The following is a 22,376-nucleotide window of genomic DNA, read 5'->3' as shown; positions in this document are numbered from 1 at the left end:
AGATGTCTGATGTCAGATGGATCACCGCAAGGAGGTCGACAGCAATGCCGCTGTCCGACGACATCGCCGAACGCCTGCTGTCCTCGATCATCGACGGCCACTACCCGCCCGGCACGGCCCTCCCCCCGGAAGGGGAACTGGCCGAGCAGTGCGAGGCGAGTCGACTCACCGTGCGTGAGGCGATCAAGGTCCTCCGGTCGCAGAACGTCGTACGGATCCACCGTGGACGCGGTACGTACGTCAACGCGCCCGACCAGTGGACCGCGCTCGAACCGATGATCCGGGCCGCGGCCGCCGCGCCCCGGACGAGCGGCGCGATCTCCGAGAAGCTGATCGAGGCACGGCAAATGATCGAGGTGGGCGCCGCCCAGCTCGCCGCCGCCCGGCGTACCGACGACGACCTCGTCGAACTCGCCGAGCAGCTCGACGCGATGCGGGACGCCGCCGAGGCCGGGGACACCGAGGCCTTCGTCGATGCCGACATCGCCTTCCACGAGGTGGTGATGCGGGCCTCCGGCAACGCCTTCGTGCCGTTGCTCTTCGAGCCCTTCGGGCGGCTGCTGATCGAGGGCCGCAGGCAGACCTCGGCGGTTCCCCAGATCCGTACGAACGCCATCGCGCACCACGAGGCGGTCCTTGAGGCGCTGCGCAGCGGGCAGGCGGACAAGGCCCGGCGCGCCATGGACGACCACATGGTGCAGACCGCGGACGACCTGCGCACGCACGTCATCAGCAAGCAGGACTGAGCGCACAAGCACAGGCAGAGGCACAGCCACAGCCACGAGCGTTAGCGCGCCCGCGCCCGCCTAATCCCCCCCGGCCGCCACGCGGCCATGCCGGCCTGCCCGGAAACGTACGAAAGAAGAACCGACATGCTCCAGCCCTCCGTCCCCGTTCCCGTCCCCCTCACCTTCCCCGACCGGCACACGTTGCCGCCGGTGCGCGAGGTCTCCGCGAGCGAAGTCGCGGCCGCCGTCGCAGGTGGCGCGCGACTGGTCGTCCTCGACGACGACCCGACCGGCACCCAGACCGTCGCCGACGTACCCGTGCTGACCCGGTGGACGGCCGACGACCTGCGGTGGGCGCTGCGCCAGGACAGCACGGCCTTCTTCGTACTCACCAACACCCGCAGTCTCGCCCCGGAGGATGCCGCGACCCGCAACCGCGAGGTCGTACGCGCCCTGGCGCAGGCCTCGGCGGCCGAGGGCGTCGGCTATGTACTGGCCAGCCGCGGTGACTCCACACTGCGCGGGCACTTCCCGCTGGAGGCGGACGTCCTGGCCCAGGAGGTGCCGGTCGACGGTGTGGTGCTGGTGCCCGCCTACATCGAGGCCGGGCGGCTGACCGCCGACTCCGTGCACTGGATGCGGGCCGGCGACGGCTCCATGCTGCCGGTCGGCGACAGCGAGTTCGCCAAGGACGCCACCTTCGGCTACGCCAACTCCCGCCTGCCGGAGTGGATCGAGGAGAAGACAGGCGGGCGGGTCGCAGCCGGTGACGTCCTGCGGATCACCCTCGACGACCTGCGCCTTCGCGGTCCGCAGCACGTCGCCGCGCTGCTCGGGTCGCTGCGCGACGGCCGCCCGGCGGTCGCCGACGCACTGTGCGACGACGACCTGCGGGTGCTGGCGCTGGCCGCCGCCTCGGCGGAGGCCGCCGGCGTGCGGCTGCTGTACCGTTGCGGGCCGTCCTTCGTACGGGCCCGGGCCGGGCAGTCCGCGCGGGCACCGCTCGGCGCGGCAGAGCTCGCCGCCTTCCGGCGGGCGGGCGACACGCCGTACGGGCTGATCGCGGTGGGTTCCCATGTCGGGCTGACGACACGGCAGTTGGACCGCCTGCGCGAGCGCGGCGGGATCACCGGGTTCGAGCTGGACGTGCCCGCGCTGCTCGACGAGCAGCGGCGCTCCGCACACATCGCCGAGGTGGCACGGGCCGCCGCGGAGGCGCTGGCGGGGAGCGATGTCGTGGTGACGACGACCCGCTCCGTCGTCACGGGAGCCGACGCCGACGACTCGCTCGCCATCGCCCGCAGCGTCTCCGCCGCGCTGGTGGAGGCCGTACGCGCGGTGAGCGCGGCCCGCCGGCCCGCGTTCGTCATCGCCAAGGGCGGCATCACGTCGAGCGACATCGCCACCGAGGGCCTGGAGATCCGCCGGGCCTGGGCACGCGGCACCCTGCTCCCCGGCATCGTCTCGCTCTGGGAGCCCGAGTCCGGCCCGAGCGCCGGTGTCCCGTACATCGTGTTCGCCGGGAACGTCGGCGACGACGACGCCCTCGCGGACGCGCTCGACCTGCTCAGGAGCCGATGATGCTGCCGTACGGAGACCGGTCCGGAGCCGACCTTCTTGCCGCCGCCCGCGAGGGCACCGCCATACCCGGCTTCGTCGCCTACAACCTGGAGACGGTGCAGGGCATCGTCGCCGCCGCGGAGGCCACCGGCCGGCCGGTGCTGTTGCAGGCCGGGTCCAGCGCCTTCAAGCACGCCGGGCGCGAGGCGCTGATGACCCTCGCACTGGACGCGGCCCGGCGGTCGTCGGCCCGGATCGGCGTGCATCTGGATCACAGCCGGGAGCTCGACGAGATCGCCGCGTGCGTCGAGGCGGGCTACACCTCGGTGATGGTCGACGGCTCGCACCTGCCCTTCGCCGAGAACGTGGCCCTGACCCGGAAGGCCGTCGAGCTCGCACACGACGCGGGCGTGTGGGTCGAGGCCGAACTCGGCGCCCTGGCCGGCGACGAGGACGTCTCGACGGACGCGGTCGCCGCGGGCGGCACCATGACCGACCCCGAACAAGCAGCAGAGTTCGTCGCCGCCACGAGGGTGGACGCCCTCGCCGTCGCCGTCGGCAACGTCCACGGCTTCACCGCCGAGCCAGTCCGGCTCGACCTCGACCGGCTTGCCGCGATCCGGGACGCCGTGCCGGTGCCGCTGGTGCTGCACGGCGCGAGCGGCCTCCCCGAGGAGCAGCTGCGCGGGGCGCTCGCGCGGGGCGTGGCCAAGGTCAACGTCAACGCCGAGCTGCGCCGGGCATATCTGCGGGCGGTACGGGACGCGCTCCCCGGCGCGCTCGCCGGGTCGGACGCCGTCGCGACGTGGCACGCGGGGCGCGACGCGGTCACGGCGGCGGCGACGCGCATCACACGGCAGCTCGGCCCCGCCCGCTGACCTTTCTCCACCCCGTCCCACCCCACACCCCCAACACCCTCCAGGCGTACGGGCGTTACCACCGGCGACCCCGGGTCGCACGACGGGGCGCGATCCCGCCCCGGCTCAACTTCCCTCCCCAGCATCACTTCCTCAACCTCCCCCTCCCCAACATCCCCTCCCTGCAAGGACACCCGCATGTCTGATTACCCCCGTACGGCCGTGCTCGGCCTCGGCGCGATGGGCCTGCCGATGGCCCGCCGACTCGCCGCAACCCAGATCGACGTGACCGTGTTCGACATCGCCGCCGAGCGGCGAGCACTCGTCGCGGCCGATGGTGCCGCAGAGGCGGCCACCCCGGCCGAGGCCGCGCGTGCCGCGGAGGTCGTGGTGCTCGCCGTACGCGACCAGGCGCAGGTCGACAGCGCCCTGTTCGGCGAGAACGGCGCTGCCGCAGCCCTGACGGCCGGGTCGGTCGTCGTGCTGACCAGCACGGTCGGCCCGGAGGCCGCGCGGCTGACCGCAGCGCGGCTCGGTGAGCTGGGCGTGCTGCTGGTCGACGCGCCGGTCAGTGGTGGCCCGACCCGGGCCGGGAACGGTGATCTGCTGATCGTCGTCGGGGCGGAGAGGACCGCGCTCGAGCTGGCCCGTCCTGTGCTGGACCGGCTCGCCTCGACGCTCACGGTCATCGGCGACCGGCCGGGCGACGGTCAGGCGCTCAAGGCGATCAACCAGCTGCTCGCGGGGGTGCACATCGTGGCCGCCGCCGAGGCGGTGGCGCTGGCTCGCGGCCTCGGGCTCGACCCGCAGACGGTGATCGACAGCCTGAGCCAGGGCGCGGCGGGCTCGTTCATGTTCGCCGACCGTGGTCCGCGCATGGCGCAGGCGTACGGCGACGAGGCGGACGCGGTCGAGGTGCGGTCCCGGCTCGACATCTTCGTCAAGGACATGGGGATCGTGACCGGCATCGCGAAGAACGCGCACGTCCCCGTTCCGCTGGCCTCGGCCGCCGAACAGCTCTACCTCCTCGGTGAGCGCGCGGGCCTGGCCGCCCGCGACGACTCCAGCATCGTCACCGTCCTTTCCCCCGCCACACCGAGAGGAGAGGACCGATGAGCGACAGCTCGCTCCTCCTCATAGCCGCCGGAGGCGTCGCCCTCCTGCTCCTGCTCATCCTCAAGGCGAAGGTTCAGCCGTTCGTCGCCCTGGTCGTCGTCAGCATCGGCGTCGCGCTCGCCGCGGGTGTCCCCGCCGGCGAACTGGTCGCGACGATCGAGGAGGGCATGGGCTCGACCCTCGGCCATATCGCCACCATCATCGCGCTGGGCGCCATGGTCGGCCGGATCATCGAACTGTCCGGCGGCGCCGCCTCGTTGGCGTACTCGCTCATCGAGCGCTTCGGTGACAAGCGCACCCCGCTGGCGCTCACCGCCGCCGGGTTCCTGCTCGGCATCCCGGTCTTCTTCGAGGTCGGCCTGATCATCCTGATGCCGATCGCGTACGGAGTCGCCCGCGCCTCCCGCAAGCCGCTGCTGGTCTACGCCCTGCCCATGGGCGCGGCGATGCTCACCGTGCACGCCTTCCTGCCGCCGCACCCGGGCGCGGTCGCCGCCGCGGTGGCGCTGGGCGCGGACCAGGGCTGGATCCTGCTGTTCGGTATCCCGCTCACGGCTGTCGTGATTCTGCTCGGCTACCTGATCGCCAGGCGGATGACCCGTCGCGAGTACCCGATGACGCCCGAGGTGAAGGAGCTGGTGTACGGCGAGCAGGCCGAGGCCCCGAGTGACGGCAGCGTCGAGAACCCGCCGTCCTTCGGCATGGTCGTCGCGCTGATCGTCACCCCGATCCTGCTGATCCTGCTGGGCACCATCGGCAACAACACCCTCGCCGAGGGCTCGTATCCGCGCGCCGTCCTGACCGTGCTCGGCGCGCCGATGGTCGCGCTGCTGGTGGCGGTCGCGCTGGCAGCGTACTTCCTCGGGCACCGGCGCGGCTGGTCGCGGGGGCACATCGGTGAGGTGATGGGCTCGGCCATTCCGGGTGTGGCGATGGTGATCCTGATCGCGGGCGCGGGCGGAGTGTTCGGCAAGGTGCTGGTGAAGACCGGCATCGGTGACGCGGTCGCCGACATCCTCGACAAGACCGGACTGCCGCTGCTCGCACTGGCCTTCGCGATGACGATGCTGCTGCGGGCCGTCCAGGGCTCGACGACCGTCGCGCTGGTCACCACGGCTGGCGTCATCACCCCGCTGGTGGCGCGTGCGGACCTGTCACCGCAGCAACTCGCCCTGGTCTGCCTGGCGATGGGCGCGGGCGGGCTGGCGCTGTCGCACATCAACGACGCCGGCTACTGGATGTTCTCCAAACTGGTGGGCCTGGAGGTCGGAGCGGCGCTGCGCACCTGGACGGTCCTGGTGACCGTGATGGGTGTGGCCGGGTTCCTGCTGACGGGTCTGCTCTGGCAGGTCGTCTAACCTCGATTCCCGGGAAACGGTGGTGGTGCGTTTCCCGGGAATCGACGTCAGCGGGCATTCCGAGGTCGGTGGTGATCTCGACCATGCGCTTCCAGTAGCGGGCGGCGGTCTGCCGCCCGGTCTCCTCAGGTGAGGGCTACTTGTGCAGCGGTAGCACGGACGTCCGTTTCACGCCGTGCGTGCGCAGGGAGTCCTTGAGCTCCCGCACCCGCGCGTCGTCCGCCCGCGGATGCAGGAAGAACGGCATGAAGTCCTCGCGGGGCGACAACTCGATGTACTCGTAGCCGAGTTCTGCGACAGTGCGCACCGTCTCGTCGATGGGCAGGGCACGGAACATGTACGGATCGAGGGTGCTTTCCTGCCGCGCTCCCAGCGGCGTAGCAGGCGGACGGGGCTTGATGCCGATGTCCACCACATGGCCCGACTCCAGGGCCCGGACGGTGGCGTCGGCGATGACGATCGCGGTGCAGCCGTCCCACGCGGACGGGCGGTCGGCACGCCGCCGTCGGCGACGGACACGATCCACTCGCGGAACTCGGTGTCGAAGGCGTCCGCGAACCGGCCCTTCCAGCCCTGCAGCGCACCGGTGCCGCGCCGGCCCGCGCCGCGAACGCCGACCGACGCCGGGTCGGGCAGCCGGACCAGGCCCGTCTCACCCTCGATCTCGCACTGGATGTCGTATCCGTACCGGCAGTTGACAAAAACCTCAAGGTCGATGCGGAGACCTCGCTGGCGGGCACGTCCCACCACCCATGGCCAGGCGGACTCGGCCCGTGAAGGCCGGTCACCGGCGCCTCGGCACGGCGTACGGCACGCAGGCAGAGGCCGCGCACGTCCAGCCGGGCGACACCATGCTGATCGGCGCCGGATCCAGCGGTGTGGGACTGGCCTCGATCCAGACGGTGAACGCGCTCGGCGCGACCCCGGTTGTCACCACGCGGACCAGGGCCAAACGGGAGCGACTGCTGGAGGCGGGACGGCACAGGTCATCGCCCTGGACCAAGGGGGCCTGGCCCAGCGGGTACAGGCCATGACCGGCGGCCGGGGCGCGGACGTGGTCTTCGACTCCGTCGCCGGCCGGCGCCTGTCCGCACTCGCCGACACGCTCGTACCCGGCGGCGATCTGATTGTGTACGGCTGGATGGACGAGAGCCCGGTGCCCTTGCGGCGCAAGCCGCCGCTGACGATCCACAACTACGCGCTGAGCGCCACCATGAGCGATCCCGGGGCCCGGCGGCAGATGGAACACTTCACCAGCACCGGGCTGCGCACGAGTGTGCTGGAGCCCGCCGTGGGCTGGTTCTTCGAAAAACGCGACAAGACCGCGGACGCCCATCAATACAGGGAGTCGAACCAGCAGTTCAGCAGGGTCGTCGTCACCGACGAGCGTTGAGACGCCCACGCCCCGGCCGGTTCACTGCACCGAGGCCACGCCGACATCCCTTCGGCCCGCGCCCTCTCCGGAGGGATCACCGCCAACGGACTCGTTTTGCCGGGATCGGCTTCGCCGGTGGCTGTAACACCGCGGGCGTTACAGCGCTTTCCCTCCGTGCAGGAAGGCAGTTGGGACGCGTCGCAGCCCAGGCCTGTGGCTCAGGTTGCGCTTGAGTACACGGACTCGCTCTGTCAGGGCTGAAGCAGCAATAGTAACTGCGCCCCTGCGAGTGAGGGGTCGGCGGAGCTGCACCGTACGCTCGGCGGCGGTTTCCGGCGTGGACCGCCGAGCCGACGAGCGGTCAGCGAGCATCGGCATCCAGGCCCGCAGCGCCAGCGCCAGCGCCAGGGAAACGGTAGCGCCGGCTCTCGGTCGGGGGACGACCCAGCCGGCGTTTCTGAGTCGACGCGCCCAACGCTCCGCCGCGGTGCAAGGGCAAGGGCGGCTCAGGGAACCGCTTCAGCCATCGTCTCGACTTGCTGCCGCGGCGAGCAAGGTGCCGACGTCCCGCACCGACGGGGCCAGTTCGGTGGCCAGCAGCTCCAGATGCTCCTCGACCATGTCGTCGGGCATCCCACCGATCGAGGCCCAGAAGAAGGCGTGCTCCACCGGCACGTCCGACAGCCAGCTCCGCAGGCGACGCGCGGCCTCGGCGGGGGTGACCACGTCGAAGGCCGGCGCGTTCATCTCGGGCCCCGCCGATCGCATGGCGTCGGGGTCGGCGGCACTGGCGTCGACCTGGCGCAAGGCTCCGTCGTCGGCCTTGCCCGAGGGCCGGCCCTGCGCGCCATAGCGCTGATAGCTCTGCCATTGGTAGGCGAGGTGCGGCCGGATTCGCCGCCAGTTGGCCTCGGCGCGTTCCGGATCGCGGGCCAGGACGAGATTGACCGTGCCCGAGACCCGCGCGGTCCGGGGATCGTGTCCGGCCGAGCGCAGCGCCTGGAGATAGTGTTCGCGCGGCTCGGTCCGCAGGGTGAGCAGGCCGACGCCGAGCCGGCCGGCGATCCGGCCCGCCCTTGGACCGTTCCCGCCGAGCCAGAGGGGGAGGGATTCCTGCACCGGCGGCGGCGTCACGAGACCCGTCTCCCAGAGCTTGCGGATCTCGGCCACTCGCTCCTCGAGGACGGAGAAGCGGCGGCTCACGTCCGCGCCGAACGCCTCGAACTCCGGTATGCGATAGCCGGCGCCCAGGCCCAGCTCAAGGCGGCCGTCGCTCAGCACGTCCACCAGCGCCGCCTGTTCGGCGATGTCCACCGCCGGGTGCAGGGGAGCGACCAGGATGCCGGTGCCGATACGGAGTTTCGATGTCCGGGCGGCGATCGCGGCGGCCAGGGTCAGCGGCTGGGGCAGATAGCCGTCCTCGAAGAAGTGGTGTTCGCTGAGCCAGACCGATCCCAGGCCCCGGCGCTCCGCCTCGACGGTCCACTCGATGAGCCGCTCGTAGTGGCCCGGCCACGGGCGGCGCCACTGCGGTGGATTCCGCGCGTCCAGATACATGCCGATCTTCATGCGTCCGTCCAATCGGCTTTCTTCGGAATTTCCGCCTCGAATTCGTCGACGTCGAATTCGGTTACTCCGAAGTCCTTGACGAAGCGGTTCCAGTCGTCGGTGACGTAGGGCGCCAGCCGGTGAGCGATCAGTCCGTCCCGGTCCTCGAAGCAGAGTGCGACGTTGATCTGGCCGGGGACGACCACATCCGTGCCGTAGCTGCACGAGACACACTTGGACTCGGCACGGGTCCGCTCCACCATGAACCGGAAGAACGGCTGTGCGGACGTCACCTTCTCGGCCGGAATGAGAAACGAGCCGGCGAGCACGATCATCGGGTCCTCTCCTCCTTCAGTGCTGGGAATTCTCAAGGCCCTGGAACGCGAGGTTGTTGCCGCCATGGCCCTGCCGGACCGGGACGGACATCCGCCCGACCCTTTCGATCTCGATGGTGACGGTGTCGCCGTCCACGATGGGTCCGACCCCGGCCGGTGTGCCGGAGAAGATGAGGTCGCCCGGGTGAAGGGTCATGACGGAGGACGCCATGGCGATCATCCCGGGGATGTCGACGATCAGATCGCGCATGTTCGCGGACTGGCGGAGTTCGTCTCCCACCCACAGCCGCATGCCGAGTTCGCTGGGGTCGCCGACCTCGTCCGCGGTCACGATCCAGGGGCCGAACGGCGCGAAACTGTCGTACGACTTGCGGAGAATCCGGTCGACTACCATGTCCCGCACGGTGATGTCGAGGGCGCAGGCGTATCCGAAGACGTACTCAAGGGCGTCCTCGCGGGAGACATGGCGTCCTCGGCGGCCGATGACGATTCCCAGTTCGGACTCGTGATGGACCTCTCGGCCGGGCACCTCGGGCAGGACGATCGGCTCACCGGCGCCGCTCAGTGCACTGGGCGACTTGAGGAAGAACCCCCGGGCGCCCAGTACCGGCGGCGCATCGGCCATTTCCTCACGGTGTGCCCTGAAGTTGCCCGGCAGGGCGATGACCTTCTGCGGCCAGGCGATCGGCGTCTCCAGCGTCACGTCCGCGATCGGGACGCCCTCGCCCCGCACCGCCGCGAGCTGCGGCCCGAGCCGGTCGAACTCCGCGATGAGCCGAACCGTGCCGACCGGCGGGAAGGCCTGCGGATCGATGCCCGCGGCTTCGGTGACGTCCACGACCAGGTCGCCCCGCACCACGCCCACCCGGCCGCCGTTGAAGCGGACGAGTTTCACCGGCTCTCCTCCCAGAGCCGGTCCTCGCGGAAGAGGTGGAGGGCTTCGTGGGCCGCCCGGTCGGAGTAGCTGAAGATGACGGAGTCGGCCGAGGCCGTATGGGTGTGAGTGGCCCAGCTGGGCGCGACGATGATGTCGTGCTGCTCCCACGCGAACCGTTGGCCGTCGATGGTGCTCTCTCCGTGGCCTTCGACCACGACGAACACGGCGGACTCGGTGGAGCGGTAGGGGCGGGTGCTGAAGCCGCCCGGCAGGAGTTGGATCGTGGTGGCGATGGTGGGCAGCGGCCAGGTCCCCGTCGTGGGGCTGATGTACTTCATCTTGTAGGCGTGCCAGGGGTCCGGGCCGGTGCTGCGGGAGAGCTGGTCGAGCACTTCCCTGGAACGGCTGTAGGGGTAGGCGTACAGCGGAGAGCGGGGAACTGTGCCTGAAGTGCTGGAGACGGGAAGGAGGTTGTGGCCGGCCTCCGCGTCCGAGGTTCCCTCCGCGCGGGTGATGTCCTGCTCGCGCTGGGCGTGGTTCTCGAAGAATCCGGCGTCGAAGTAGTTGACGAGATGGAGATCGAGACCGTCGAGCCAGATCATCGGGAGATCGCCGACGTTCCGGTGGTCGTGCCACGCCCAGGGGGGTGTGACGACGAAGTCACCGGGCCGCATGGACGCCTTCTCGCCGTCCACCGTCGTGGACGCCAGGCTTCCCTCGATGACGAAGCGGAAGGCCGAGGAGGTGTGCCGGTGTGTCGGCGCCATCTCGCCGGGCAGGACGAGTTGCAGCCCGCCCGTCATGGTCCGGGTGATTCCCGCCCGGCCGGGCGTCCCGGGGTTCTCCAGTGTCACCACTCGGCGTTCCGCCTGCTCGGAGCTGACGACCTGGCCGGCTTCGAGCACATACGGCCGGAGATCGCGGTAGCGCCAGTGCGCGGGCAGGATCTCCGGAACGGGCGTCCGGTGGAAGTAGTCGGCGAACAGCAGCCATCCGGGTACCGCGTTCAGCGGCGCGAGGCGGGCGGCGTAGTCGTCGATGCCCGGGCCCTCGGAGGTTTCCGGGGCCGGATCGGTCTGCAGCTGTGCCATGAGCGGAATCCTTTCGTCGCCAGGCCGGGCCGAGACGGTTCAGTAGGCCCAGGGGCGTTCGTGGCGGTCGCGCTTCTGGAAGGCGGCGATGTCGTCCTCCCGGCGGAGAGTGAGTCCGACGCTGTCCAGGCCTTCGAGCAGGCCCTGCCGTTGCAGCGGGTCGACGGAGAACGGGTACGCCCGCCCGCCGGGCGAGGTCACCTCCTGCCGGAGCAGGTCCACGGTCACCAGTCGGCGGGCGGGGTCGGGCGCGGTGTCGCCGGCCAGGACCTCGATCGCCGGTGCCGGAAGTACGACCGGGAGCAAGCCGTTCTGGAAGCAGTTGTTGTGGAAGATGTCACCGAAGCTCGGTGCGACAACGGCACGGAAGCCCATGTCCATCAGCGCCCACACGGCAGGCTCGCGGCTCGATCCGCAGCCGAAGTTCGGTCCGGCAAGGAGGATCTCGGCCCGGTCGTACGGGGTGCGGTTCAGGATGAAGCCCGGGTCGTTCGTCCCGTCGGGGCGATAGCGCAGCGCTTCCAGGCAGAACTGGCCGAGATCGACGCGCCGCGAGCCGATCAGGCGGTCGATCCGGATGATGAGATCGGTGTCGACGTTCTGGCGCAGCATCGGAGCCGCGATCGCCGTCAGCGAGGTGAAACGCTCCACCCTAGACTCCCGTTGTCATGATCCGTCGTGGGTCCGCGATACTGCCGGCCAGGGCCGAGGCCGCCGCCGTCGCCGGACTGGCGAGGTGGGTCCGGGCGCCGGGGCCCTGCCTGCCGACGAAGTTGCGGTTTGTGGTCGAGACGCAGCGCTTGCCCGGCGGTACCGCCTCGCCGTTGGCGGCCAGGCAGAGCGAGCAACCGGATTCGCGCCACTGGAAGCCGGCCGACCGGAAGACCGTGTCGAGGCCCTCCGCCTCCGCGTCCCGCTTGACCTGTTCCGATCCCGGTACGACCCACGCCTGGACTCCTTCGGCGACCTTGCGGCCCTTGACCACGGCGGCGGCCTGGCGGAGGTCCGAGAGCCGGCTGTTGGTGCACGAGCCGATGAACACCCAGTCCACGGGGGTTCCCAGCAGCGTCTGACCGGGCCTGAGCCCCATGTACGAGAGCGCCGAATCGATCGCCGTACGTTCCTGGGCCGAGCCGGCCTGCGCCGGGTCCGGCACGCGGCCGTCGACCGCCATGGCGTGTTCCGGGCTTGTCCCCCAGGTGATCCGTGGCGCCAGTCCGGCGACGTCTATGACGATCTCCCGGTCGAACACCGCGTCCTCGTCGGACGGCAGCCGCCTCCAGTAGGAGACCGCCTCGTCCCACAGAGCGCCGCGCGGCGTGAACGGGCGGCCGGCCAGGTACTCCAGCGTGGTGTCGTCCGGAGCGACCATGCCGATCTTGGCACCGAACTCGACCGACAGATTGCAGATCGTCATCCGCCCTTCGACGCCCATCGAGGTGATCGCCGATCCGGCGTACTCGATCGCGTATCCGTCTCCCCCGGACGCGCCGTGCCGGCGGATGAGTTCCAGCGCGAGGTCCTTGGGCGTCACGCCCAAGGGCAGAACTCCCTCGAACCGGACGCGCAGCCGCTTGGGTTTGCGCTGCACGAGTGTCTGGGTGGCGAAGACGTGCACGAGTTCGCTGGTGCCGATGCCGAACGCCAGGGCCCCGAGCCCGCCATGCGTACAGGTGTGGCTGTCTCCGCACACCACCGTCGTGCCCGGCAGGCTCAAGCCCAGCTCCGGGCCCATCACATGCACGATGCCCTGCCCGGTCTCGCCGAGGTCGAAGAGACGCACCCCGAGCTCCGTCGTGTTGCGCCGGAGGTCGTGGATCAGCGGCGCGCCTGCCGGGTTGGTCTCGGCGTCGCGACCAGGCGCGCTCGACACCGTGTGATCGATGGTGGCGAACGTCAGCTCGGGGTTGCGGACACGCAGGGCGCGGTCCCGGAGGCCGGTGATGCCCAACGCCCCGAGATCGTGCACGAGATGTCGGTCGATGTGCAGCAGAACGCTCCCACCGCCGAGGTCGGTCACGACGTGGGCGCTCCACGCCTTGTCGAAGAGCGTCGCTCCGGGGCGAGCCGTTGACAGCACTGTCATGCCGTGAAACATAATACATGCATGCATGTATGTGCAACGCCTCCGTCGTCGACGGACCAGCCTGCACACGCTCAGGCGCTACACCCACACCACGAATCGAGTGATGGAGATGACGGTCGACCGCCCGGAGATAGAGGACTTCCTGTTCCAGGAGGCCGAACTGCTCGACAACTGGCAACTGCACGAGTGGGGGGCACTCTTCACCGACGACGGCAGCTACTTCGTGCACGGCACGAACGTGCCCGTCACCGCCTCACCCGAGAGCGCGCTCTTCTACATCGCCGACGACCAGATCCACATACGAGAGCGCGTCTCGCGCCTCTACAAACGACTGGCGATCGCGGAGTACCCGCATTCGCGGACCCGCCACTTCGTCTCCAACGTGCGCGTAGCGCCCGGGGACGAAGACGAGATCGCCGCGACGTGCAACCTCGTCGTCCACCGATGGCGCGACCGGGCGGACGCGTTCTTCGGAGTCGCCCGGTACCGCCTGGTCAAGAGCCCGGAAGGCTTCAAGATCCGGGAGAAGCGCTGTGTCATCGACTGCGACAACCTGCAGAGCCAGTCCCGCATCAGCATCATCCTCTAGAGGAGTCTCAATGACGATCTCAATTCCGCGGAGCCCCTACCTCCAGGTGGACGAGGAGCAGGGGATCTTCCGTGTCGCACGCCGGGCACTCATCGACCCTGACGTCCTGAAGGACGAGCAGGAGGCGATCTTCAAGAAGTGCTGGCTCTATGTGGCGCACGAGTCGGAGCTCAAGGAGCCCGGCCAGTTCGTCGTCCGTTTCGCGGGCGGTCGCGAGGTCATTCTGAACCGCGACCACAAGGGGAAGGTCAACGCTTTCCTGAACATCTGCCCGCACCGCGGGGCCAGGCTGTGCACCGAGCGCGCGGGAACCACCAACTCCTTCCTGTGCTACTATCACGGGTGGTCCTTCACCGGGGACGGCAAACTGCGTGTGCTCCCGGACCGTGAACAGTCCTTTCCCCCCGGCTTCAACGACGATGGGAGCGCCGACATGGTCGGCGTGCCCCGGCTGGACAACTACCGCGGACTGTATTTCGTCTGCTTCGACCGGGAAACACCTTCTCTCGCCGACTACCTGGGCCGGGCGAAGCCGTTCATCGACGACGCGCTCGACCAGGGGCCGCAGGGAATGGAGGTCGTCCCGGGGACACAGGAATACTCCGTCAAAGCCAACTGGAAGCTGGTCACGGAGAACGGTATCGACGGAAACCACGCCGCCACCCTGCACGTCACGTACTTCCAGTACCTCAAGTCGATCCACCCCGACTTCGAGCCGCTCGCCGACAGCGGCGGCAGTACCCGCAGGCCCGTCGTGGGTTCCACGTACGACCTCGGCAACGGACATGTGGCGCTTGAGTACGCCGTGCCCTGGGGGCGGGTGGCGGGCAGCTGGAGCCCCGTGATGGGCAAGGAGACCAAGGACGACGTCGAGCAGGTCCTGCGGGACAACAGCGAGCGCCTGGGCCCCGAACGGGCCGAGCGCATCGCGAAGAACTCGCGCAATCTGCTGATCTTCCCGAATCTGCACATCGTGGACGGGACCGGCCTCACTCTGCGGGTGACCCATCCGGACACGGCCGGCAACAGCTTTGTGAGCAGCAGTGCTCTCGGCGCCTGCGGCGAGAGCGAGAAGCTGCGGCGGCTGCGGCTCCAGAGCTTCCTGGAGTTCCTCGGCCCGGGCGGCTTCGCGACGCCGGACGACATCGAAGCCCTGGAGCAGTGCCAGCGCGGCTACCGGATGAACGCCGAGTTCGCGCCATGGAACGACGTGTCCAAGGGACGGCTCGACGCCAGCGAATGGCCGCAGGAGGAGGAGGGCAACATCCGGCTGTTCTGGATGGAGTGGGCGCGGCGCCTGAGCGGGGACCGTTCGACGGCCCCTCTCGCGGAGGCGTCGATGTGACCGGGCGCAGCGTCAGGCGAGTCGCCGTCATCGAGGGCGACGACTCCGCGCCCGAAGCCGTCCGTCCGGTCGTCGAGCTCATCGACGGGTTGTCCCTCGGCATCGACTGGGTGTATCCGCTGGTGGGCGACGCCGCCATCGAGGCATCCGGATCAGCGCTCCCCCCGGCGAGCCGGGAAATGATCGACGCAGCCGACACCACACTGTTCGGCTCCTCCAGCGGCAGTTCCTCGGAGGCCCTCATCTATCTGAGATGGGGCAAGGAGACGTACGCCAATGAGCGTCCGTGCCGGTTCCTCGAAGGGGCTCGCTCCGTGCTGGCCGATCCGCACAGGATCGACTTCGTCATCGTCCGCGAGAACCTGGAGGATCTCTACGTCGGCGTCGAGGGCGATCTGGACACTCTCGGCCCCCTAGCCGCGAAAGACCGGAGCGGCAGACCCCTCGCCGCATCAGGGCCCGGCCGCTTCGCCATCAAGACGACCACCGTGGCAGGCAGCGAACGTGTGATCAGACATGCCTTCGAACTCGCGCGGCGACGACAACGCACCGGCCGCGTGACCTGTACCGCCAAGACGAACATGCTCCCCGCCACCGACGGCCTGTTCACGGACATCGCGCGCACCATCGCGGGCCAGTACCCCGACATCGAGTTCGAGACTCTCATCATCGATGATTTCGCCTGCCGTATGGTGCGTGACCCGAAGCGCTTCGACGTCGTGGTCATGCCCAATCTCTACGGGGACATCCTGTCCGACGGTGCCGCCGGGCTCGTCGGCGGCCTCGGCCTGGCACCGAGCGGCTGCTACGGAGACACCTATGCGTATTTCGAGCCGGCTCACGGTACCGCCCCCGATATCGCCGGCACGAACACCATCAATCCCACCGCCACTCTGCTTTCGGCCTGCATGATGCTGAGGCATATCGGAATTCCCGACGCGGCCGACGCCCTCACAAAGGCAGTTGAACGCATTTACGCGGAGGGCCGACATCTGACACCCGACCAGGGCGGTTCCGCCACCGCCACCGCTTTCTGCAAAGCCGTCGCCGGTCGGATGTAGTAGCATCATGCATACATTCACGTATGTACTGCTACTACATCGATGGGGTGATTCGGTTGCCAACGTCCCGAGCGGAGGACTCCCGCACGGAGCCACGGCGTCATCTCAGTCAGGTCGAGCGCAGCGAGCAGATGCGGGAAAGACTGCTCGACGCGGCGATCGAGGTGATCAGGAAGCGTGGTTACCTCGGCTTCACCACGGTGGAGGCGGCAAAGGTGGCCGGAGTCACCCGAGGTGCGCCGCTGCACTACTACAAGTCGACGGAGGCCTATCTGCTGGCCGCTCTTGAGCACTTGTTCGAGAGCGCCCAGGGGCGGAGCCGGCAGTCTGCGGCGGAGTCCCTGACGTCCCTGTCGAGCGTCGACGAGGTGCTCGACGCCCTCCTGGCGGATGCCCGGGCGTCGTACTTCCACAACGACTTCTTCGCCGGTCTCGACGTGATGATCGGAGCGATGCGGGACAGCGACACCCGGGGTCTGCTGCATGAGATCGACACCCGTCTGCGACACCCGGTCGAGGACATGTGGGCCGATCACCTGACAGCTCTCGGCGTTCCGTGGGACGTGGCCGAGACCGTGGTGTGGATGGCGTACTCAGCGGTACGGGGGGCCGCGATCCGCTCCCTGGTGACAGATGATCCCGACCGCATCGACGCGATGCTCGACAAAAGCCTCGCATTGCTGCGGACAACCGTGAAGGACAGCCTCCAAGAATGAGGAGACCCGCGTGAGCCTGACCGGGACCGGTGTGTGGGCATGGCAGTTGCGTCGTGCCGAGCCGCATGCGATTCGCGAAGCGGCAACCGAGCTGGAGCACCTCGGTTTTTCGGCCCTCTGGATCCCCGACGTCGGCGGCGACGTCTTCTCCCCTCTCTCCAGGTTGCTCGACGCGACGACAGCCATACCGGTGGGCACTGCCGTGCTGAACCTCTGGAAACACGAGGCGGAGGAGGTTGCCGCGTTCCGGGCCTCGCTGGGCACGCGGGCGGACCGGCTCCTGCTCGGCATAGGCGCGAGCCACGCGGCAGTTGTGGACCGTAAGTCTCCTGGGCGCTTTCGCAGACCACTGCAGGCGATGGACGCGTATCTCGACCGCCTCGACGCGGCCGAACCGCCCGTGCCGGACAGCGGACGCCTTCTCGCGGCACTCGGACCGAAGATGCTCGAATTGGCTCGGCAGCGCACATCAGGCGTGATCACATACCTCTGCACACCGCGCCACACGGAGCTTGCCCGCGCAGCGCTCGGGCCCGAGAGCACCTTGGTGGCCGAGCAGGCCGTCGTGCTGGAGTCTGACCCGGCGCGGGCAAGAGGGCTGGCCCGCCGGTATCTCGTCGATTACCTGGCGCTTCCCAACTACCGGAACAACCTGGAGAGACTGGGCTTCACTGCGGAGGACTTCGCCGACGGCTTCAGCGACGGCCTGGTGGACGCCCTCGTGGCCTGGGGCGATCCTGCCTCCATCGCGAAACGCCTCGATGAGCACCGCACCGCCGGCGCGGATCACGTGTGTGTCCAGGTCCTGACCGCCGAACCCGAGCGGATACCCATGAACGAACTGCGGTCCTTGGCACCTGCGTTCGAGTGACGGACCCCGTCAGATCTCGCCGAGTTCGAGGGATACGAGCGAGGAAGCAAGGCCACTGAAGGTGTGTACGTCCCAGCCGGTCAGGGACTTCCAGCGGTCGAGACGGTACTTGACGCTGTTGGGATGAACGTTCAGCAGCCGTGCGGAGGCCGAGACCGAGTAGCGGCTGTCCCCGAAGGCCCGTACGGCCTGCGCTATGTGCGGGTAGCGCCGAGCGGCAGCCGCACCGGGCGCAATCAACTCGTCGATCCGGTGCCGGACACCGGAAAGAACCACGATGAGCCAGTCGTCGGAGAAACACACGTCCCGCCCTTCGGTCAGGGCCCAGCCGAGTGCCTCCGTGGCGTCGGTCAGGCTCAGCGCGGCGCCCTCAAGTCCCCGGCGGATCAGGCCCGTACCCGTCAGAGCGGACGGTTCGCCGTGGTGCACGGCGCCGAGCAGCTCCTCGTGGGTGCACCGCTGGGCCACCAGAACGGTCCGTCCCGAGTCATAGGCGCAGTGTGCGACGCCCGCCGTCTCCCCCAGCGAGGTGTTGATCTGCTCCACTCGGGTCTCCGGGACGCCTGCGGCCACCGCCACCACGAACTCGCCGTCGGGCGCGAATCCGAGGGAGCGGGCCAGGCTGTCCTGCTCCTCCGGATTCGACACCGTGCCGGACAGCGTCTCGACGAACCGCCGTCGCAGCGCGAGCTGTGTTGCCTCCCTGACCCGGGTCTCCTCGGCGTGCGCGTCGGCGACCGCAGCGCTGAGCCGGTGAAACCAGCTCCAGAGCAGTGCCACCTCGCCGACCAGTGCGGAGGTGAGGTCGGGATGGAAGTCCTTCGCCCGAGTCAGCAGTTCGTCCCAGATCTCGCGATAGGCGATGTGGTACGCCTCGATCACATCGGGCAGGGCCACATGGCGGGCGGCGCGGCGCCGTCCGACCGCCCGCGCGTGTTCGATGGCCGCGGCCGGTGGTGGCTGCCGTGCCCCGACACCTTCGACGACATTCTTGATCTGCTCGCGGACGTCACGGCGGTGCTCCGCATAAGGGAGTTGGGCATAGCCCGGAACCTCGGCCCGTATCCGTCCGGTGATGGTGTCGGCCAGGCCGTCCACTCGCCCGGCGAGTTCGTCCAGCAGCGTTCCGACATTGACCTCGTTCATCATGCCCACGCCTCTCGTTGTGAAATTCACGGATAACTCGGCCGCTGTTCTGCGAATTCGCAGGTCCTGAGCACGCATCACCCCTGCGATTATTTTATGGAACTCCCCCATACCAACGCCGAAGGAGCCCGTCCCGTGGCTGTTCTTTCAAGGCTTGACGACCGGTATGTGCTGGAAGACGGCCTGATCCCTCTCACCGGAATCCAGGCACTCGCCCGGCTGCCGCTGGACATACGTCGCGCGGACCAACGTGCCGGCCGGGACACCGCGGTGTTCGTCTCCGGTTATGAGGGATCCCCGCTGGCCGGCTATGACTTGGAACTGGCCCGGAACCAGCGTCTGCTCGACGAGTACGGCGTCCTCTTCCGGCCGGGGGTGAACGAGGAACTGGCCGCCACCGCCGTTCAGGGAACTCAGCTGGCCTCGGCTTCGCCGGACAGGCGCGTAGGCGGAGTGACCGGCATCTGGTACGGCAAGTCGCCGGGCCTGGACCGGGCCACCGACGCGATGCGCCACAACAACCTGATGGGCACGGACCCCCACGGCGGAGCGGTGGCCCTGGTAGGCGACGACCCGGCGGCGAAGTCCTCGACCGTCCCCGGCGCTTCCGAGCTGCTGCTGGCGGATCTCGGCATGCCCACGCTGTACCCGGCCGATCCGCAGGACGCCCTGGACCTCGGTCTGCACGCGGTGGCAATGTCGCGGGCGAGCGGTCTGTGGGTGGGCCTGAAGATCGTCACCAATGTGGCCGACGGCTCCGGCACGGTCCAGGTGCACCCGGAGCGGATCGTCCCCGTCGTGCCGGAGCTCGAAGTGAACGGCCGCCCGTTCCGCCACGAGGTGACGGCCCGGATGATCCAGCCGGTCCTGGGCGAGCTCGAACGCAGCCGGGAGGGTGTCCGGCTGGAGATGGCCCGCCGGTACGCGGCCGCCAACGAACTCAACCGGATCGTCCTGAGCGGCACGGACGACCGGATCGGGATCGTGGCGGCGGGCAAGACGTTCCTCGACCTCCGCCAGGCCCTGCGCACGCTGGGGCTCGACGACGCCGAACTCGCCCGGCGCGGGGTCCGGCTGCTCCAGCTCGCCCTGATCCACCCGCTCGAGCCCTCGATCGTCACCCGCTTCGCGACCGGACTGCGAGAGATCGTCGTCGTCGAGGAGAAGCGGTCCTTCCTCGAAAGTGCCGTCAAGGACGTGCTCTACGGCCGGGCGCAGGCGCCCGCAGTGACCGGGAAGCACAACCCGGACGGCACCGCCCTGCTGCCGCGGGACGGGGAGCTGGACCCCGACCTGATCGCGAAGGCACTCGCCGTCCGGCTGTCGGCACTCGGCGGCTTCCCTTCGGTGGACCGCTGGCTGGAGAACACCCGGCCGCGGCGCGGGCGCATCGAGCTGCCGCTGGTGTCCCGTACCCCGTACTTCTGTTCCGGCTGCCCGCACAATTCCTCCACCAAGACTCCCGAAGGATCGCTGGTGGGCGGCGGTATCGGCTGTCACGCGATGGTTCTGATGATGGATCCGGGCCAGGTCGGGGACGTCTCCGGGGTGACTCAGATGGGTGGTGAGGGCGCCCAATGGATCGGGATGGCTCCGTTCCTCAAGAGCGACCACTTCCTGCAGAACATCGGTGACGGCACCTTCCACCACTCGGGCAGCCTGGCCGTGCGGGCGGCGGTGGCGGCCGGGGTCAACATCACCTACAAGCTGCTCTACAACTCGGCTGTCGCGATGACCGGCGGCCAGCAGCCGGCCGGTGTGCTGCCAGTGCCCGAGTTGGCCAGGACTCTCGTCTCCGAGGGCGTGAAGCAGATCATCGTCACCACCGAGGAACCGAAGCGCTTCCGCAGGGTGAGCCTGCCGCCGGGTGTCCAGGTCTGGCACCGGGACCGGCTGGTGGAGGCACAGGAAGTCCTGGCGAAGGTGCCTGGCGTCACCATGCTCATCCACGACCAGGAGTGTGCGACGGAGCTGCGCCGCAAGCGCAAGCGGGGCCTCGCGCCCGATCCCGTCGAGCGGGTGGTGATCAACGAACGGGTCTGCGAGGGCTGCGGCGACTGCGGGCAGAAGTCCAACTGCCTGTCGGTCCAGCCGATCCAGACGGAATTCGGCCGCAAGACACAGATCGATCAGTCCTCGTGCAACAAGGACTACTCCTGCCTCGACGGTGACTGCCCTTCGTTCCTGACCGTCGTCCCGGGCAAGGCCAAGAGCAAGGCCGGGAGCAGCGCCGGAGAAGAGGGGGCGGCGAAGCGGCGCCTCGCGCCGCCGATCGACGCCGACGCCCTCCCGGCGCCGCCGCGCATCGTCCCGGCCGGGGCGCACACGATACGGATCACCGGCGTGGGCGGAACCGGCGTCGTCACCCTGTCGCAGATTCTGAGCATGGCCGCGACCCTGACCGGACGGCACGTCCGTTCCCTCGACCAGACCGGGCTGGCGCAGAAGGGCGGCGCGGTCGTCTCGGACATCAAGATCACTGATGGTCCGACCGCGCAGGCCGGCAAGGCCGCCGACGGCGAGTGCGACCTCTACCTGGGCTGCGACCTTCTGGTCGCGGCCGACGACAAGCACCTCTCCGCGGCGGACCCGGCCCGGACAGTCGCGGTGGTGTCCACCGCCGAGGTCCCGACCGGACAGATGGTGATCGACACAAGCGCCTCCTTCCCGGAGACCGGGCGGATCAAGGACCGGATCCTGCGCGCGACCCGCGGCGAGCACGGAGTCTTCCTCGACGCGCGCCACCTCGCCGACGTACTGCTCGGCGAGGACCAGTTCGCCAACATCCTGCTGACCGGAGCCGCCTACCAGGCCGGTGCCCTGCCGCTGCCCGCCGCGAAGATCGAAGAGGCGATCCGGCTCAACGGGGTCAAGACCGACGCCAATCTGCAGGCGTTTCGGCGAGGGCGGCAGGCGGTCGCGGACCCGGAGGGGTTCGCCGCCGCGCTGGACGAACTCACGGCCGGCACCCGGCCCGCGCCCGCCGTTCCGGCCGAGGCACACGAGCTGATCACCACCGTGGGCGCTCCGGCCGGCTCCCAACTCGCCCGGCTGGTCGCGATCCGGATACCCGACCTCGTCGCCTATCAGAACGCCGGGTACGCACGCGAGTACGCGGTGACGGTCGAGTCCGTCCGCCGCGCCGAGGCGGAACGCGTCCCCGGCCGGACCGAGTTCACCGAGGCCGTGGCCCGCCATCTCCACAAACTGATGGCCTACAAGGACGAGTACGAGGTGGCACGGCTCTCCCTCGACCCGGCGTCGGAGTCGGCGGTCAAGGCCCGGTTCGGGGCGGATGCGCGTATCTCCTACCGACTGCATCCGCCGGTGCTGCGGGCCGTGGGAATGAAGAACAAGCTCACCCTCGGCCCCTGGTTCAAACCGGCCTTCCGCCTGCTCGCGGCCTCGCGCCGGCTCCGCGGCACCCGTCTCGACGTGTTCGGCTACGCCCACGTACGCCGTGTCGAACGCGAACTGATCAGGGAGTACCGGGATGTGATCGAGCGGTCGCTGTCGCTTCTCGGCCCGGACAACCATGCCCTTGCGGTCGAAATCGCCTCGCTGCCGGACGCCGTGCGGGGCTACGAGGACATCAAGCTGGCCAACGTGCGGCAGTACCGGACAAGGCTCGACGAGCTCAAGGTGCTTCTGGCGACGGGCGCCTCGCACACTGCCGACACGGCCCACGGCAGCTGACCCGAACCGCCGGCGGGAACC

20 protein-coding genes and 2 pseudogenes are annotated in these 22,376 nt (G+C 69.3%); 13 read left to right on the top strand and 9 right to left on the bottom strand.

All coding sequences use genetic code 11. From position 1 onward, the window contains the following. The first annotated feature begins 44 nt into the window (after positions 1 to 44). The 5 genes from OG787_RS45825 to OG787_RS45805 all read left to right on the top strand — a co-directional run bounded on the left by OG787_RS45825 (position 45) and on the right by OG787_RS45805 (position 5,619). Complete coding sequence (locus OG787_RS45825) at positions 45 to 746, top strand: FadR/GntR family transcriptional regulator (protein WP_405539384.1); 702 nt, start codon at positions 45 to 47, stop codon at positions 744 to 746. Between the two features lie 126 nt (positions 747 to 872). Further along, positions 873 to 2,309 (top strand): four-carbon acid sugar kinase family protein, encoded by a 1,437-nt coding sequence (locus tag OG787_RS45820; RefSeq protein ID WP_405539383.1) that lies wholly within the window; start codon positions 873 to 875, stop codon positions 2,307 to 2,309. Then, positions 2,309 to 3,166, top strand: coding sequence for a ketose-bisphosphate aldolase (locus OG787_RS45815; RefSeq protein ID WP_405539382.1), 858 nt, complete (start codon positions 2,309 to 2,311; stop codon positions 3,164 to 3,166). The genes OG787_RS45820 and OG787_RS45815 overlap by 1 nt, the downstream gene beginning before the upstream one ends. A gap of 177 nt (positions 3,167 to 3,343) precedes the next feature. Continuing rightward, positions 3,344 to 4,261 (top strand): NAD(P)-dependent oxidoreductase, encoded by a 918-nt coding sequence (locus tag OG787_RS45810; RefSeq protein ID WP_405539381.1) that lies wholly within the window; start codon positions 3,344 to 3,346, stop codon positions 4,259 to 4,261. Further along, positions 4,258 to 5,619 (top strand): GntP family transporter, encoded by a 1,362-nt coding sequence (locus OG787_RS45805; protein ID WP_405539380.1) that lies wholly within the window; start codon positions 4,258 to 4,260, stop codon positions 5,617 to 5,619. Before OG787_RS45810 ends, OG787_RS45805 begins: the two co-directional genes overlap by 4 nt. 52 nt (positions 5,620 to 5,671) lie before the next feature. Here OG787_RS45805 and OG787_RS45800 read toward each other — a convergent pair. Together OG787_RS45800 and OG787_RS45795 are read right to left on the bottom strand one after the other, a co-directional pair. Beyond that, positions 5,672 to 5,956 (bottom strand): annotated as a pseudogene (locus tag OG787_RS45800) (sugar phosphate isomerase/epimerase family protein); the annotation flags it as partial. A 48-nt stretch (positions 5,957 to 6,004) separates the two neighbouring features. Continuing rightward, a pseudogene (locus tag OG787_RS45795) lies at positions 6,005 to 6,345 on the bottom strand (Gfo/Idh/MocA family oxidoreductase); the annotation flags it as partial. Between the two features lie 26 nt (positions 6,346 to 6,371). On the opposite strand from OG787_RS45795, the gene OG787_RS45790 reads away from it, so the two are divergent. Then, positions 6,372 to 6,653 (top strand): hypothetical protein, encoded by a 282-nt coding sequence (locus OG787_RS45790; protein ID WP_405539379.1) that lies wholly within the window; start codon positions 6,372 to 6,374, stop codon positions 6,651 to 6,653. Next, positions 6,650 to 7,012 (top strand): zinc-binding dehydrogenase, encoded by a 363-nt coding sequence (locus tag OG787_RS45785; protein WP_405539378.1) that lies wholly within the window; start codon positions 6,650 to 6,652, stop codon positions 7,010 to 7,012. Before OG787_RS45790 ends, OG787_RS45785 begins: the two co-directional genes overlap by 4 nt. A 501-nt stretch (positions 7,013 to 7,513) precedes the next feature. On the opposite strand, the gene OG787_RS45780 is transcribed toward OG787_RS45785, so the two are convergent. Genes OG787_RS45780 through leuC form a run of 6 tightly spaced genes read right to left on the bottom strand, consistent with a single transcriptional unit; the run spans position 7,514 to position 12,931 of the window. After that, positions 7,514 to 8,563 (bottom strand): LLM class flavin-dependent oxidoreductase, encoded by a 1,050-nt coding sequence (locus tag OG787_RS45780; RefSeq protein ID WP_405539377.1) that lies wholly within the window; start codon positions 8,561 to 8,563, stop codon positions 7,514 to 7,516. Next, on the bottom strand, positions 8,560 to 8,877 hold the full coding sequence (locus OG787_RS45775; RefSeq protein WP_405539375.1) for a putative quinol monooxygenase: 318 nt from the start codon (positions 8,875 to 8,877) through the stop codon (positions 8,560 to 8,562). Before OG787_RS45775 ends, OG787_RS45780 begins: the two co-directional genes overlap by 4 nt. A gap of 16 nt (positions 8,878 to 8,893) precedes the next feature. Then, on the bottom strand, positions 8,894 to 9,772 hold the full coding sequence (locus OG787_RS45770) for a fumarylacetoacetate hydrolase family protein (RefSeq protein WP_405539373.1): 879 nt from the start codon (positions 9,770 to 9,772) through the stop codon (positions 8,894 to 8,896). Further along, on the bottom strand, positions 9,769 to 10,845 hold the full coding sequence (locus tag OG787_RS45765; RefSeq protein WP_405539371.1) for a cupin domain-containing protein: 1,077 nt from the start codon (positions 10,843 to 10,845) through the stop codon (positions 9,769 to 9,771). The genes OG787_RS45770 and OG787_RS45765 overlap by 4 nt, the downstream gene beginning before the upstream one ends. A gap of 39 nt (positions 10,846 to 10,884) precedes the next feature. Continuing rightward, positions 10,885 to 11,496, bottom strand: coding sequence for a 3-isopropylmalate dehydratase small subunit (gene leuD / locus OG787_RS45760; protein ID WP_405539370.1), 612 nt, complete (start codon positions 11,494 to 11,496; stop codon positions 10,885 to 10,887). A 1-nt stretch (position 11,497) separates the two neighbouring features. Continuing rightward, positions 11,498 to 12,931 carry a 3-isopropylmalate dehydratase large subunit gene (leuC, locus tag OG787_RS45755; RefSeq protein ID WP_405539368.1) on the bottom strand — a complete coding sequence of 478 codons (1,434 nt, stop codon included), beginning with the start codon at positions 12,929 to 12,931 and terminating at the stop codon, positions 11,498 to 11,500. A 109-nt stretch (positions 12,932 to 13,040) separates the two neighbouring features. Between leuC and OG787_RS45750 the strand changes: the two genes are divergently transcribed. Genes OG787_RS45750 through OG787_RS45730 form a run of 5 tightly spaced genes read left to right on the top strand, consistent with a single transcriptional unit; the run spans position 13,041 to position 17,513 of the window. Next, positions 13,041 to 13,520, top strand: a complete 480-nt coding sequence (locus OG787_RS45750; protein WP_405539367.1) for an aromatic-ring-hydroxylating dioxygenase subunit beta — start codon at positions 13,041 to 13,043, stop codon at positions 13,518 to 13,520. Positions 13,521 to 13,530: 10 nt separating this feature from the next. Beyond that, on the top strand, positions 13,531 to 14,865 hold the full coding sequence (locus OG787_RS45745) for an aromatic ring-hydroxylating dioxygenase subunit alpha (protein ID WP_405539365.1): 1,335 nt from the start codon (positions 13,531 to 13,533) through the stop codon (positions 14,863 to 14,865). Beyond that, the gene (locus OG787_RS45740; protein WP_405539364.1) at positions 14,805 to 15,926 is read left to right on the top strand and encodes an isocitrate/isopropylmalate family dehydrogenase; all 1,122 of its coding nucleotides are present in this window, start codon (positions 14,805 to 14,807) and stop codon (positions 15,924 to 15,926) included. The genes OG787_RS45745 and OG787_RS45740 overlap by 61 nt, the downstream gene beginning before the upstream one ends. A 56-nt stretch (positions 15,927 to 15,982) precedes the next feature. Further along, entirely contained in the window at positions 15,983 to 16,642 is a 660-nt protein-coding gene (locus tag OG787_RS45735) for a TetR/AcrR family transcriptional regulator (protein ID WP_405539363.1), read from the top strand. A 10-nt stretch (positions 16,643 to 16,652) separates the two neighbouring features. Beyond that, positions 16,653 to 17,513 carry a TIGR03620 family F420-dependent LLM class oxidoreductase gene (locus OG787_RS45730; RefSeq protein WP_405539362.1) on the top strand — a complete coding sequence of 287 codons (861 nt, stop codon included), beginning with the start codon at positions 16,653 to 16,655 and terminating at the stop codon, positions 17,511 to 17,513. Positions 17,514 to 17,522: 9 nt separating this feature from the next. Here OG787_RS45730 and OG787_RS45725 read toward each other — a convergent pair whose 3' ends face one another. Next, positions 17,523 to 18,662: a PucR family transcriptional regulator gene (locus OG787_RS45725; RefSeq protein WP_405540774.1), complete on the bottom strand. Its 1,140-nt coding sequence runs from the start codon at positions 18,660 to 18,662 to the stop codon at positions 17,523 to 17,525. A gap of 132 nt (positions 18,663 to 18,794) precedes the next feature. Here OG787_RS45725 and OG787_RS45720 point away from each other — a divergent pair, with 132 nt between their 5' ends. Next, positions 18,795 to 22,355 (top strand): indolepyruvate ferredoxin oxidoreductase family protein, encoded by a 3,561-nt coding sequence (locus OG787_RS45720; RefSeq protein WP_405539360.1) that lies wholly within the window; start codon positions 18,795 to 18,797, stop codon positions 22,353 to 22,355. Positions 22,356 to 22,376 lie beyond the last annotated feature (21 nt).

This window comes from Streptomyces sp. NBC_00075, assembly GCF_045041225.1.
GTDB classification, from domain to species: Bacteria; Actinomycetota; Actinomycetes; order Streptomycetales; family Streptomycetaceae; genus Streptomyces; species Streptomyces adonidis.
Note: the sequence above shows the minus strand (reverse complement) of the source record. Positions and strands in the feature narration are given on the sequence as shown.